Source organism: Dyadobacter sandarakinus (assembly GCF_016894445.1).
GTDB classification, from domain to species: Bacteria; Bacteroidota; Bacteroidia; order Cytophagales; family Spirosomataceae; genus Dyadobacter; species Dyadobacter sandarakinus.
The window spans coordinates 4,877,825-4,890,591 of the sequence record NZ_CP056775.1; the positions used below are offsets into that span (position 1 = coordinate 4,877,825).

Below are 12,767 nucleotides of genomic sequence, written 5' to 3' on the forward strand. Positions count from 1 at the left end.
TGCGTTTTCGAAAGTTATCCCGGGAAGGATATCTTACCCAAAGATACACCCGGCACGCCATCTTTTGCTCCAAAAAATGTGTGGGTTCCGGCCATGGTTTCATTGGCTAGTACTGCAAACAAAACTGCCTCCTTCGCATCCCCGGATACGCCGAGTTCATCAAGTTGTTTTACCGGTAAGCCCGGCAACAGTTCCGAAATTGCCCGCATGAGCGTTTGGTTATGCGCACCGCCCCCGCTTGCATACATTACATAGGGCAGGGCATCATCCAATGCATGATGAATGGCGCCGGCGATGGTTTCTGCTGTGAACCGGGTGAGTGTGGCAATAAGGTCATCAGGTTGCAGCTTTGCAGCACAGCCTTCCATTACTTGCTCTACAAAGGTTGTACTGAATACTTCCGGACCAGTCGTTTTGGGAAAGGGCTGGGAGAAAAAAGAGTGTCTTTTTAATGTATCCAGGAGTTCGCCGTGTACCTGCCCTGATGCAGCAATATGGCCGTTTTCGTCAAATGGTTGATGATAAAACCTGCGTGTAAATGCATCAATGAGCGTATTTCCGGGACCAGTGTCTGTTGTAAAAACTTCTGAGGCATTCAGACTTGCAGGCAGGTAAGTAAAATTGGCAATGCCGCCCATGTTCAGGAGAATGCGGTTTTCCTTTGGATTTGAAAAAAGAAAAAAATCGCCATAAACAGCCAGCGGCGCGCCCTCGCCACCTGCGGCGATGTGTTTCTGCCTGAAATCACTTATGGTAATAATCCCTGTGTGGACGGCAATATGGTCAGCATCACCAATCTGCAGGGTTGCATTGGGAAAGCCTGAAAGCATGTGCTGCTTGCGAGGTGCGTGAAAAACGGTCTGTCCGTGACTTGCAATCAGATCCACCTGAGCAGGTGCGACCTTCCATTTTTCCAGACATTGCAGGATCATCCCGCCATGAAGTGTGCCGATATAGGGGTTCATTACGCAAAGCTGTTGAAAATCAATGGTCTGCTGGGCAAATACTTTCCGGACTTCATTCCTGAATGCTTCGTCGTAGGGTACCGTTGTGAAATGCTCCACAGACAGTTGTGTCTGGGTCCCGCTTCCTGTCACGCGGCATAGTGCTACGTCCAGCCCATCCAGCGAAGTCCCGGACATCAGGCCGATGATCCGTCTTTCTCCTTTTTGTGAAATGGCCTGTAAATGGTCGATGTGCTGCTTCATGGTCAAAAAAAGAAGTCAAGTGTTGAGCTTGACTTCCTGCTAATGCTATAAAAAAACCTACTTGCCCGGGGTGGCCGCCTGTGGCGCCTGAGGCTTGCTGGTATTGTTCTTGTTTTTATTCGACCGGTTTTTCTTCTTCTTTTTCTTCTTCTGCTCCTCGCTGTATTTCTTATCGAGGTTTTCCAGGTCGCTGTTCAGGCGCTGCGGTGTTTTATCCTGTGACTTGTCGGCCTCAGGCGTCAGTACTTCCAGCGATTCGGGAATTATATTGTTCTTGTTGAGCTCAATAATCTCCATTACTTTGCTGATGGGCACAGGGTACCAGTTGGTATCCTTATCAAACCCGAACCACATAATCTTTTTAAAAATATCCGTTTTCTGAAGGGTGGCAATTCCCTTTTTGGTTTTCAATGGTGCCTCTACCGTAGGAATATCGCGCAGTGCATCGATGTAGGTTTCCAGTTCGTAGTTGAGGCAGCATTTCAGCCTGCCGCATTGTCCCGAAAGCTTGGCCGGATTAAGTGAGAGATTCTGGTACCGGGCTGCCGAAGTAGAAATATTCTTGAAGTCGGTTAGCCAGGTAGAACAGCAAAGTTCGCGTCCGCAGCTGCCGAGCCCGCCCAGGCGGCTGGCTTCCTGCCGGAGGCTGATCTGCCGCATCTCAATCCTGACCTTGAACTCAGAAGCCAGTGCCTTGATCAGCTCACGAAAGTCAACCCGCTCTTCAGAAGAGTAATAGAAAGTTGTTTTAGAATTATCCGATTGAAATTCCACATCAGAAAGCTTCATATTGAGCTTCATTTCGCGGATAATTTCCCGGGTACGGTACAAAGTAGGCATTTCCCTGGCCATGGCCTGGGTATGCTTATCGAGGTCTTTTTCGGTTGCAATGCGGTAAATCACGTGCAGGTCATCATTTACTGCAACATTTTTACGCTTCATCTGCAATCGTACCAGCTCACCCTGCAGCGACACCGAGCCAATATGCTGTCCAGACGCCATTTCACACACCACATAGTCGCCGGTAACAAATTCAAGCTGGTTGATATTGCGGAAATATTCTTTCCTACCCCCCTTGAACTTTACCTCTACAACATCAAAGCGCTGACCGGCGGGCACATCCATGTGGCTCAGCCAGTCAAATACGTTCATTTTGTTACATCCGCCTGTACCGCAGCTGCCTTTATCTCCACATCCCGAAACCGCAGCACCACCGGTGCCGCACCCTCCGGACGAACATGATCCACATCCCATAATTTACACGTCTTCATCTATCAATCATTATATCGAATAAGGTCAACACCAATGTCATGACGGAAGTACTTCCCTTCAAACTGAACCAGTTGTGCAGCTCGCTGTGACTTGTGTACAGCGTTTTCAAGGGAATTGGCGAGGCCTGTCAAGGCCATCACGCGCCCTCCGTTGGTAACAATTTCGGTGTTGCCGTTGAAAGTGGTCCCTGCATGATACAGGAAAACATCTTCCACTTTCTGGCTGCCGGAAATTACCTTTCCTTTTTCGTAATCACCCGGATAACCACCTGATACTACTACCGTGGTCACCGCTACCTGGGGTGAGATCTGCATGTCAAAATCATTCAGTGTGCCTTTCGCTGTGGCAGCCATCAGCATGGCGAAATCAGACTGAATGCGCGGTACTACTACCTCTGTTTCCGGATCACCCATGCGAACATTGTATTCAATCACATAAGGCTCCCCTTTTATATTCATCAGGCCAATGAAAATAAAGCCTACATACTTGATACCCTCGCTTTTCAGTCCGTGCAGGGTAGGCTTCACTACTTTTTCATCTACCTTTTTCAAAAAATTGGCATCTGCGAAAACGACGGGGGATACTGCACCCATTCCACCGGTGTTGAGGCCGGTATCGTTTTCTCCGATGCGCTTGTAGTCCTTTGCTTCGGGCAAAATCTTGTAATGCTCACCATCACAAAGAACAAAGACGGACAATTCTATCCCTTTCAGGAATTGCTCTACAACAACCTTGTTACCCGCGGCTCCAAATTTGCCGTCGAGCAGCATTTCACGAAGTGCCTGCTCGGCCTCCGCGTGTTTTTCAGCAATGATCACTCCCTTGCCAGCCGCAAGTCCGTCCGCTTTGAGTACGATCGGCAATGAATGATTTTCGAGGTAATCCAGTCCTTCCTGAAGATTTTCAGCAGTGAATGTGCGGGAAGATGCGGTAGGGATACCATACTTCTGCATAAACAGTTTTGAAAAATCCTTGCTTCCTTCGAGCTGGGCGCCGGCCTTGTTGGGGCCGATGATCTTCACTCTGGAAAGGTCACTCCTTGATTCGAAATAATCCACAATTCCATTGACAAGGGGCTCTTCGGGACCTACTATAACGAGTTCGATTCTGTTTTCGAGTACGGCTGTTCCAACCGCCTCAAAGTCATTGTAAGAAATAGGAAGGTTCGTTGCTATTCCTGCGGTGCCGGCATTACCCGGTGCCACAAAAAGCGTATCACAAACAGGGCTTTGGGCGATTTTCCAGGCAAAGGCATGTTCTCTTCCGCCCGACCCCAATATAAGTATGTTCATAAAATGATTAAAATAAACACTAAACTGTCAGCCAGCATCCTAGTCGTGTCAGTTGGCCAGCTCTGATAAGAATTTAATTCGCATCAGTCTTAGTTCCTCTTCGCTGATTTCATCATTCGCAAATTCGTCCAGCGCCCGTGCGATATTATCTGTTTCTGCGGACATAAAGTAATCGTAAATGTCCTGCTGCCGCTCCCGGTCAATCACCTGATTGATGTAATAGTCCAGGTTGAGCTTGGTACCTGAGTAGCAGATATGCTCCACTTCTTCAATCACATCTGCCAATGCAAGGTCTTTTACTTCGGCAATTTCGTCCAGGCTCACTTTCCTGTCAACCTGCTGAATGATAAAGATCTTGATTTTGGATTTATTAACCGTCGATTTGATGACTACATCTTTTGCAGTTTCAATCTCATTCTCCTCGACGTACTTCGTGATCAGGTCTATGAACTGCCTGCCAAACTTCTGCACTTTCCCCATCCCGACCCCATTGATCTGGGCCATTTCCTGCTGGGTAGTAGGGTAGGTGGTAGCCATTTCTTCCAGTGACGGATCCTGGAAAATCACATACGGAGGCAGGTTTTTTTCCTTGGCGACCTTCTTACGCAGTGCCTTAAGCATCCCGAGCAGGGCTTCGTCGTAAGCATGTGCACTTCCATTGCCGGTAGTTACATCCTTCTCCTCATCTTCTGCTTTAACCTCTTCCTCTTCAAAGTTATGGTCTTTATGCAGGGTAACCGGGTAGGGGTCGCTCAGGTATCTCAGCCCTTTTTCACTGATCCTGATGATACCATAATTTTCAACGTCCTTTTCAAGGTAATTAAAGATTACCAGCTGGCGGATGGCCGAAATCCAGTAATCCCGCGATTCATTGATTTCAAGACCTTTACCATATACATCCAGCTTGTCGTGCTCATAGCTTCTGACATACTGATTTTCAGTCGCAGTAAGCAGGTCCGCGATGTGCTCGCAGTCGAACCGCTGCTCAGTCTGGTATACTGCATTCAGGATCAATATGATACCATCCTGCACTTTTGTTTTTTCGGTAGACTTGTTGCAGTTGTCGCAAAAGCCGCAGTCTTTTTCAAGATACTCTCCGAAGTAGCTCAGCAGCTGGCGGCGACGACATACGCCCAGTGTGGCATAGGCCACCATTTCATTCAGTAAGTGACGGGCATTGTCACGTTCGGTAACAGTTTTGTCTTTGTTAAACTTTTCGAGCTTCTGAATATCGTCATAGCTGTAAAACATCAGACAGTTGCCTTCCAGACCATCACGACCGGCGCGCCCTGTTTCCTGGTAATATCCTTCGAGGGACTTTGGAACGTCGTAATGGATCACAAACCGAACATCCGGCTTGTCAATGCCCATTCCGAATGCGATGGTAGCTACAATTACGTCCACTTCCTCATTGAGGAAAGCATCCTGGTTGGCCATGCGTGTGCTGGCGTCCAGACCAGCATGGTAGGGGAGCGCGCGCACATCATTTACATTCAGCAGCTCGGCCACTTCTTCCACCGTTTTCCGGCTCAGGCAGTATACAATACCCGATTTGCCTTTGTTGTTGCGGACATACCGGATCAGCTGTTTCTTTATGTCCTTTTTAGGACGGACTTCGTAGTAAAGGTTTTTTCGATTGAATGACGATTTAAAGGTTTCTGCTTCTTCCATCTGCAGGTTCTTGCGGATATCCTGCTGTACTTTGGGGGTGGCAGTGGCCGTAAGTGCAATGATGGGCAGGCTGCCGATATTCTCGATAATCCCGTAAATGCGCCGGTATTCAGGTCTGAAATCATGACCCCACTCAGAGATACAATGTGCTTCGTCGATGGCGACAAACGAGATCCTTACCTTTTTCAGAAAATCCAGGTTATCTTCCTTCGTAAGCGACTCCGGAGCAATATAGAGCAGTTTGAGACTGCCGTCCAGCGCATCGGTTTTTACGCGGTTCATCTCCGCCTTGGTAAGGGTCGAATTCAGGAACTGTGCATTGATCCCGAAAGCAGTAAGCTGGTCCACCTGATTCTTCATCAGGGCAATTAATGGTGAAATGACTATGGTAAGACCATCACTGACCAGCGCCGGCAACTGGTAGCACAGCGACTTGCCTGCACCGGTAGGCATGATGACGAAAGTGTTTTTTCCAAGCAGTATGTTTTGAATGATGACTTCTTGGTCACCCCTGAATTGACTGTACCCGAATATCTCTTTCAGTTTCTCTTTTAATGTGTCCAATACAACTGAATCAACCTTCTTTACCATACTCAGTTAACAAAATGGTTATTCCAAACTTCTATATCTTTGCCTTGAAATGAGCAATACAAGAGTCCCTATAAAACTGTATTTCAGATTTGAAATTAATAAAAAATATCCAGTCAATAGCAAAAGAAGTATTGCGTCAGGAGGCTGATGCGCTGCACTCTCTGGTCGAATTGATTGATGATGAATTTGAAAGCTGTGTGCATTTGATCCTTCATTCGGGAGGTCGGGTGGTGATCTCGGGAGTAGGTAAAAGTGCCATTGTAGGGCAGAAAATCGTAGCCACGCTCAACTCCACCGGAACGCCCGCCTTGTTCATGCATGCTGCCGATGCCATCCATGGCGACCTGGGTATGATCCAGGCCAGCGATGTTGTGCTGGTTATTTCCAAAAGCGGGGATACCGCGGAAATCAAGGTACTTGTACCCCTTCTGAAACGGACAGGCGTGCAGATGATCGCCATGGTCAGCAACCGGGATTCGTACCTGGCCCGCAACTGCGGACATGTGCTGCACGCATTCGCTCCCGCAGAGGCAGACCCGCTGAACCTTGCTCCCACGACCAGTACCTCTGTGGCAATGGCCCTGGGCGATGCCCTGGCGATCTGCCTGCTCGAAGCCCGCGGATTTACCTCAGATGATTTTGCAAAGTACCATCCCGGTGGGTCGCTCGGAAAGCGGCTTTATCTTAAAATCTGCGACATTTACCCGCATAATGCATTGCCTGTGGTGCATGAAAATGCAGGCTTACAGGAAATTATCCTTGAAATGACTTCAAAAAGGCTGGGTGCTACTGCAGTGCAGGATGATGAAGGTGGTATGGCAGGCATTATCACGGATGGGGACCTGCGGCGTATGCTCAAACAGTTCAATGGAAATGATATGCTCGGCCTGCGTGCAAGGCAAATTATGACGGCCACTCCGATCAGTGTAGGGCCGGATGAATATGCAGTGAAAGCACTGGAATTAATGCAGGCCAAAAGTATCACGCAGGTGGTGGTTGCCGAACACGGCAGGGTACTTGGGTTTGTCCACCTGCATGACTTGCTCCGGGAGGGGCTTGTGTAATGTGACCTACCGGAACCGGTTTGATTTCTGAACCGTACGTTCGTCCCGACGGATAAAGCGGTTTGCAAACACATTGGCCAGCATAGCGCCCACCAGCCCGTAAAAGCCCAGATCGTACTGGCCGGGTGAGTTGGGATCAAAAAGCTTGGCAGTTTTATAAAACGTAAAATAAATGACCAGACCCATCAGGATGGTCATCAGTATTGAGTTTACTGCACATAAGGCTGATTGCAGGATCCTGTTTTTATACTGAAAAATGGTATAAGCTGCGACTGCTCCTACCACAATCCCGAGAAAGATCAGGTAATATACCGGCTGCACTTCCGACTGGACGGTGTTGATGTAATGCGTAAGCGTTGTGGCTGTCAGGTCGGCCCTTTCTGTACCATTGAGCGAAGTTTTACTCCAAATAGGCAGGGAAACAAAAAGCCCCATTCCAATGACCGTCAGGGCCAGGAAAATACTTTGTATTCTTTGTATCATGTCTGATGTGGTTTGTCCCGAAAAACGGACAGCAAAATTAGTAAAGACGCTTGGAGCGCAAAGTTTATCAGGAAATTAGTTGTCCATAAAGGTCAAATTCCTCTGCCGATGTAATTTTTACCTCTGCAAAGTCACCGACCCGCACATACTGAGCCGCAGGGATAAGTACTTCATTGTCAACTTCGGGAGAGTCAAATTGGGTACGGCCTATAAAATGCCCGCCCTCTTTCCGGTCAAAAAGTACCTTGAAGGTTTGGCCCACTTTGGCCTGGTTGTGATCGTATGAAATCCCCTGCTGCAACTCCATAATGGCATCAGCACGCTCCTGCTTGATCTCAGCAGGTACGTCGTCTTCCATTGTATGGGAGTGGGTATTGTCTTCGTGAGAGTACTGAAATGCCCCCAGACGGTCAAAACGCATTTTTTCAACAAACTCATACGTTTCATCGAACAATGCCTCGGTCTCGCCGGGATGTCCTACGATCAGGGTGGTACGCAATGCAACATCAGGTACTTTGTCACGTATCGTACTGATCAGCGCCTCGGTTTTTTCACGCGTGATTCCACGCCGCATAGACCGGAGGATTTCCGTAGATCCCGATTGCAGCGGCATATCCAGGTATTTGCAAATGTTGCTCCGCTCGTTCATGACATCCAGTATATCCATCGGAAAGCCCGCAGGATATGCATACTGCAGCCTGATCCATTCAATGCCTTCCACATCGGACAGCCGCAGCATCAGGTCAGACAGGTTTCTTTTTTTATAAATATCAAGACCGTAGTAAGTAAGGTCCTGCGCAATGAGGATGAGCTCTTTGGTGCCTCTTTTTGCCAGTGATTGCGCCTCTTTTACAAGTTCCTCAATAGGACGGGATATGTGTCCGCCGCGCATCAGCGGGATGGCACAAAAGCTGCACGGGCGATCACAGCCTTCTGCAATTTTCAGGTATGCAAAATGGGCAGGCGTAGTAAGCAGTCGTTCGCCGACGAGCTCGTGTTTGTAATCGGCTTTCAGGGTTTTGAGCAGGCGCGGTAGCTCGTTGGTGCCAAACCATGCATCTACCGTAGGAATCTCAACAGAAAGCTCATCTTTGTACCGGTGAGAGAGGCAGCCGGTAACATATACTTTGTCTACAATACCGGCAGCCTTGGCATCGGCATACCTCAGAATCGTTTCAATGGATTCTTCCTTGGCACCGTCAATAAATCCGCAGGTATTGATCACCACGATCTGGGAGTCGTCCTTTTTGGATTCGTGGGCCACATTAAATCCGTTTCCTTTCAGCTGTGTGTACAGAACTTCGGAGTCCACAAGGTTTTTGGAGCAACCCAGTGTTACGATATTGACTTTGTTTTTAACTATTCCTTTGGTTTTCATTGGTATGAGCTGGGGCCACAGGCATTCAGCTATCGGCTTACATGGTTAAAACTGCATTTCCCGTCAAAGTGACTGATTATGAACGGTGAAATGGGGTGCAAAGTTCGGGAAAAATCAGACAGGAACTACTATGAGATCAGGGGAAATGCAGTAACGCAGAAGGTGGCCGGTATCTTTTTAAAATATTCATGGATCACCCAGTCACCCGGCATTTTGTCTGAGAGAACAAAATAATCACCATTTGTAAGATAGTACCTTGTAAAAGCAAATCTTGCCTTTGCATTATTATGAACCACCACAATCCTTTCAATATCCCCATTTTTCAGCCTGAGGCTGCTGTCTGAAAATGTAATTTCAAGTTCATGTTCTTCCGGGAAAGTTTCAATGGTAACTCCCTGTACATTGTTCCAATGGTTGAGATCCATAACAATCACGAATAGTCCCAAACCTATGCATGCCAGGCTTGTTACAAGCAGCAAGAGCCACACCAGGATCTGATAACTGACATCCGGTCCGATGTATATGGTAAATATTAGTTTCAGAAGCATGCTGCCTATTGGAAGCATGAAGTACCCGGGCAGATTGGATGAGGTCAGGAAATAATACCAGGCTGTGATCTTGTAAGTACGCTTTACTTTCAGAGGCGAGTTGGAGCCGATCGTGTCCCTTGTATGCCGGAGCATCCACCACAAAATGAGGCTTGCAGGTACGAAAATAATCAGGAAAACAATGAGTGTATCCATAAAAAAGGTATCTTATGACCGATGTCTTTAAGATACCTTCATTTCGCAAGAACTGCATTAAACATTGTATCCTGCGGCTACTTGCAGGGATTAACGGAATTAATCCTACTTCTTAAACAACGAGTCCACAAACTCCGATCGGTCGAATTATGAACTACTTAGGGATCTTGGGAAACCAACATTTGTGGTTGGTATAGTTTAGCTTTTCAAAATATTTGAAAATGTCCTCTACTCCGTATGTGCCACCGGGAATAATTACCTTGGTATCGTCTATCAGGCTAAACTGATAATAGTAAATATTCACTTTGCCACGAGTGTGAAACCGATCAACTCCAATAATGGTTTCGGTTGAGAGCACGCTTTCAGATTCATCTCTTCTTACTCTTATGATACGACTTCCCGGCTCAAAAAACAGGCTTGTCTCCTTGACATGGCGCCAATGATTGAATAGCAGATTAAGTAAGCCATATCCTATAAAATCCATCAGAAATGTTACCAGCAGACTTAATGACTGGGCCATTGTGTCACGAAAGGAACTTGTAATGTAAAACCAAAACATGATCACACCCATGCATGCATAAATGATCGCGATTATGCTATCAAGTCTTACAAAATAGCGCCAGGCTGAAGTCGTAAAAAGTGTAGGTTCTTTAAGGATACGCTGCGTCCGGAGATTGCTCTGGTAAGTAGCATAAGCAATAAAAAATGGTGGTCCGCATGCTACGGCGAATACGAAAAGCACCAAAAATACGGTCTCGCGAGTTGTCAAAGACTATTGCTTGGGAAGGATACTGATCTTACGGACTGACCTTATTTTTGAAATGCTCCGGCTTGCATGAATTATATTTAAAACCTCAATTCTATCCGATACTTTGTAAATGATGAGGTAACCTCCATATCGGGCATTCCGGTATTTTTTCGTTTGGGAGCCAAATGCCGGCACTCAGGATGGTGAAGATACCCTGTGGAAAGACTCTTGATTAAATCGGATAGTTCATTAATAAAGACAGTGGCGGATCCATACGAGAACGTCTCAATACCATACAGGTAAATATCTTCCAGACTTTGTATAGCTTCCTGGCTGATGACTACTTCGCGTACTTCGACTTCCACTTGTCAATGGTTTTTGCCATTTCCTGCATGTTGACAAAAGGACCCTTCTCAACCTCTCTGATCATGTTTTTAAACTTTTCTTCACTCAATGCATTTCCTGCAAAGGTCAGATTTGTTTTCGATGTTTTTAGTTTGCCCATATCCCAAGTTAGCAAATGCAGATTGCAGCTCCTACTTCTTAAACAACGAGTCCACAAACTCCGAGCGGTCAAATACCTGCAGATCATCCATTTTCTCACCTACGCCGATGTACTTCACGGGAATTTTGAATTCATCGGAAATCCCGATGACCACGCCGCCTTTGGCCGTACCGTCGAGTTTGGTAATGGCAAGGGCTGTGATTTCAGTGACTTTAGTAAACTCTCTGGCCTGGATCACGGCATTCTGGCCGGTACTGCCGTCGAGTACGAGCAGGACTTCGTGGGGGGCGTCAGGGATGATCTTCTGCATTACCCGCTTGATTTTCGAAAGCTCATTCATCAGGTTCACTTTCGTATGAAGGCGGCCTGCTGTATCGATAATGATCACGTCCGCACCTGTTTCACTTCCTTTTTTCAATGCATCAAATGCAACTGCGGAAGGATCTGTGTTCATGCCATGGTCGATAACCGGTACGTTGACCCGCTGTCCCCATAATTTCAGCTGATCCACTGCGGCAGCCCGGAAAGTATCCGCAGCGCCTAGTACCACCTTGTGACCACGCTGATGAAACTGATGTGCCAGCTTGCCGATCGTGGTGGTTTTTCCCACACCATTTACTCCGACTACCATAATCACAAATGGTTTGGGTAAATGTTCGGTTTCAAAACTGTCGGTTACATCGATGGATTTATTCTCGGTCAGCAGGGCTGCAATTTCTTCCCGGAGCATCCTGTCGAGCTCGCTGGTCGTAGCGTATTTATCTTTGGCGACCCGCTCTTCAATGCGCCGGATTACCTTCACGGTAGTTTCCACGCCTACATCTGAGCTGACGAGTATATCTTCCAGTTCATCCAGTACATCTTCGTCGATGGTAGTTTTGCCGACCAGTGCCTTGGACAGTTTTCCAAAGAAGCTGTCCTTTGTTTTTTCAAGACCTTTATCTAGCGTTTCCTTTTTCTCTTTGGAAAAAAAACCAAAAAAGCTCATAGTGCCGGGATGTTAATTTTTCACAAATAAAACAAAAAAAGTCCCGAATAGGGACTTTTTTGCAAATGGGGTCTTCGACTGCGCTCAGACTGACAAGGTGGCTTGGCTCAGACTGACAACCCGGCTCGCTCGGGCTAACAATTCGACTTTGGTCACCGGACAATCATAGATAATTGACTGTTCAATGCACAAATGCTCTTGCGTACGATCAAGTGATTGTCGGTCTGAGCGAAGTCGAAGACTAGTTTTTCAGTGCGCCCTGAACTCCGTCAAGGGGTACGATTTCTTCTTTAAAGGTGTAAGCTCCTGTTTTTGGAGATTTCACGGCTTTAATCACTTTGGCAAATGATTTACCGCCTTCTTTTTTCAGGGTAGCAACTACTTTCTTTGCCATGTCTGTATATGTTTTATGAAGTTATAACTTGTATCAAAACCGGTCCCAGGACCTGGTCAGATCATTATTTAATCTCTTTGTGAACCGTATAACGTCTCAGGAATGAATTGAATTTCTTCAGCTCCATACGGCCTGGCGTGTTCTTGCGATTTTTTGTCGTCACATAACGTGACATTCCTGGAACACCGCTATCTTTTTGTTCTGTGCATTCCAATATGACTTGTACTCTGTTGCCTTTCTTAGCCATTACTTTCGATCGTTTTACAAAATAGGATTGCAAAAGTAAAGACTTTTGACTTTGCACGCAATAACTGCTTTAAAATATCACGCAATTTTTTGCATCTAATCAGGTGGAAAGCGCAATGTTAAGGAGTTGCAGCACAGCAAAGTACAGCAAAGTTTACCTACATTAAATGCTATTTTCTGGCAC

General features: G+C 46.8%; 15 protein-coding genes. 1 reads left to right on the top strand and 14 read right to left on the bottom strand.

Features of this window, described 5'->3' with window-relative positions:
* Positions 1–14: 14 nt before the first annotated feature.
* The 5 genes from HWI92_RS19995 to recQ are packed head-to-tail and all read right to left on the bottom strand — an operon-like array spanning position 15 to position 6,034.
* Positions 15–1,208: an anhydro-N-acetylmuramic acid kinase gene (locus HWI92_RS19995; protein ID WP_204658572.1), complete on the bottom strand. Its 1,194-nt coding sequence runs from the start codon at positions 1,206–1,208 to the stop codon at positions 15–17.
* Positions 1,209–1,265: 57 nt separating this feature from the next.
* Positions 1,266–2,360 carry a PSP1 domain-containing protein gene (locus HWI92_RS20000; protein ID WP_229248368.1) on the bottom strand — a complete coding sequence of 365 codons (1,095 nt, stop codon included), beginning with the start codon at positions 2,358–2,360 and terminating at the stop codon, positions 1,266–1,268.
* Complete coding sequence (locus tag HWI92_RS25460) at positions 2,357–2,479, bottom strand: hypothetical protein (RefSeq protein ID WP_262897675.1); 123 nt, start codon at positions 2,477–2,479, stop codon at positions 2,357–2,359. Before HWI92_RS25460 ends, HWI92_RS20000 begins: the two co-directional genes overlap by 4 nt.
* Positions 2,480–2,482: 3 nt before the next feature.
* Positions 2,483–3,772 carry a phosphoribosylamine--glycine ligase gene (gene purD / locus HWI92_RS20005; RefSeq protein ID WP_204658575.1) on the bottom strand — a complete coding sequence of 430 codons (1,290 nt, stop codon included), beginning with the start codon at positions 3,770–3,772 and terminating at the stop codon, positions 2,483–2,485.
* A 48-nt stretch (positions 3,773–3,820) separates the two neighbouring features.
* On the bottom strand, positions 3,821–6,034 hold the full coding sequence (gene recQ, locus HWI92_RS20010) for a DNA helicase RecQ (protein WP_204658577.1): 2,214 nt from the start codon (positions 6,032–6,034) through the stop codon (positions 3,821–3,823).
* 89 nt (positions 6,035–6,123) lie between these two features.
* Between recQ and HWI92_RS20015 the strand changes: the two genes are divergently transcribed.
* Positions 6,124–7,098: a KpsF/GutQ family sugar-phosphate isomerase gene (locus HWI92_RS20015; RefSeq protein WP_204658579.1), complete on the top strand. Its 975-nt coding sequence runs from the start codon at positions 6,124–6,126 to the stop codon at positions 7,096–7,098.
* 6 nt (positions 7,099–7,104) lie between these two features.
* Here the strand turns inward: HWI92_RS20015 and HWI92_RS20020 are convergent, their stop codons facing one another.
* The 9 genes from HWI92_RS20020 to rpmG form a co-directional block, all read right to left on the bottom strand.
* The gene (locus tag HWI92_RS20020) at positions 7,105–7,581 is read right to left on the bottom strand and encodes a DUF4293 domain-containing protein (protein WP_204658581.1); all 477 of its coding nucleotides are present in this window, start codon (positions 7,579–7,581) and stop codon (positions 7,105–7,107) included.
* 67 nt (positions 7,582–7,648) lie between these two features.
* On the bottom strand, positions 7,649–8,959 hold the full coding sequence (gene rimO, locus HWI92_RS20025; RefSeq protein ID WP_204658583.1) for a 30S ribosomal protein S12 methylthiotransferase RimO: 1,311 nt from the start codon (positions 8,957–8,959) through the stop codon (positions 7,649–7,651).
* A 128-nt stretch (positions 8,960–9,087) separates the two neighbouring features.
* Positions 9,088–9,702, bottom strand: a complete 615-nt coding sequence (locus HWI92_RS20030) for a PH domain-containing protein (RefSeq protein ID WP_204658585.1) — start codon at positions 9,700–9,702, stop codon at positions 9,088–9,090.
* A gap of 154 nt (positions 9,703–9,856) precedes the next feature.
* Positions 9,857–10,471: a PH domain-containing protein gene (locus HWI92_RS20035; RefSeq protein WP_204658587.1), complete on the bottom strand. Its 615-nt coding sequence runs from the start codon at positions 10,469–10,471 to the stop codon at positions 9,857–9,859.
* A gap of 3 nt (positions 10,472–10,474) precedes the next feature.
* Positions 10,475–10,645 (bottom strand): type II toxin-antitoxin system RelE/ParE family toxin, encoded by a 171-nt coding sequence (locus HWI92_RS25660; RefSeq protein ID WP_204658589.1) that lies wholly within the window; start codon positions 10,643–10,645, stop codon positions 10,475–10,477.
* A 145-nt stretch (positions 10,646–10,790) separates the two neighbouring features.
* A complete protein-coding gene (locus HWI92_RS20045) occupies positions 10,791–10,955 on the bottom strand; it encodes a hypothetical protein (protein ID WP_204658591.1) in 165 nt (54 codons plus the stop codon).
* A gap of 31 nt (positions 10,956–10,986) precedes the next feature.
* The gene (gene ftsY, locus HWI92_RS20050; RefSeq protein WP_204658593.1) at positions 10,987–11,943 is read right to left on the bottom strand and encodes a signal recognition particle-docking protein FtsY; all 957 of its coding nucleotides are present in this window, start codon (positions 11,941–11,943) and stop codon (positions 10,987–10,989) included.
* A 241-nt stretch (positions 11,944–12,184) separates the two neighbouring features.
* A complete protein-coding gene (locus tag HWI92_RS20055) occupies positions 12,185–12,337 on the bottom strand; it encodes a DUF4295 domain-containing protein (protein ID WP_138482365.1) in 153 nt (50 codons plus the stop codon).
* Positions 12,338–12,401: 64 nt separating this feature from the next.
* The gene (gene rpmG, locus HWI92_RS20060) at positions 12,402–12,584 is read right to left on the bottom strand and encodes a 50S ribosomal protein L33 (protein WP_026632037.1); all 183 of its coding nucleotides are present in this window, start codon (positions 12,582–12,584) and stop codon (positions 12,402–12,404) included.
* Positions 12,585–12,767 lie beyond the last annotated feature (183 nt).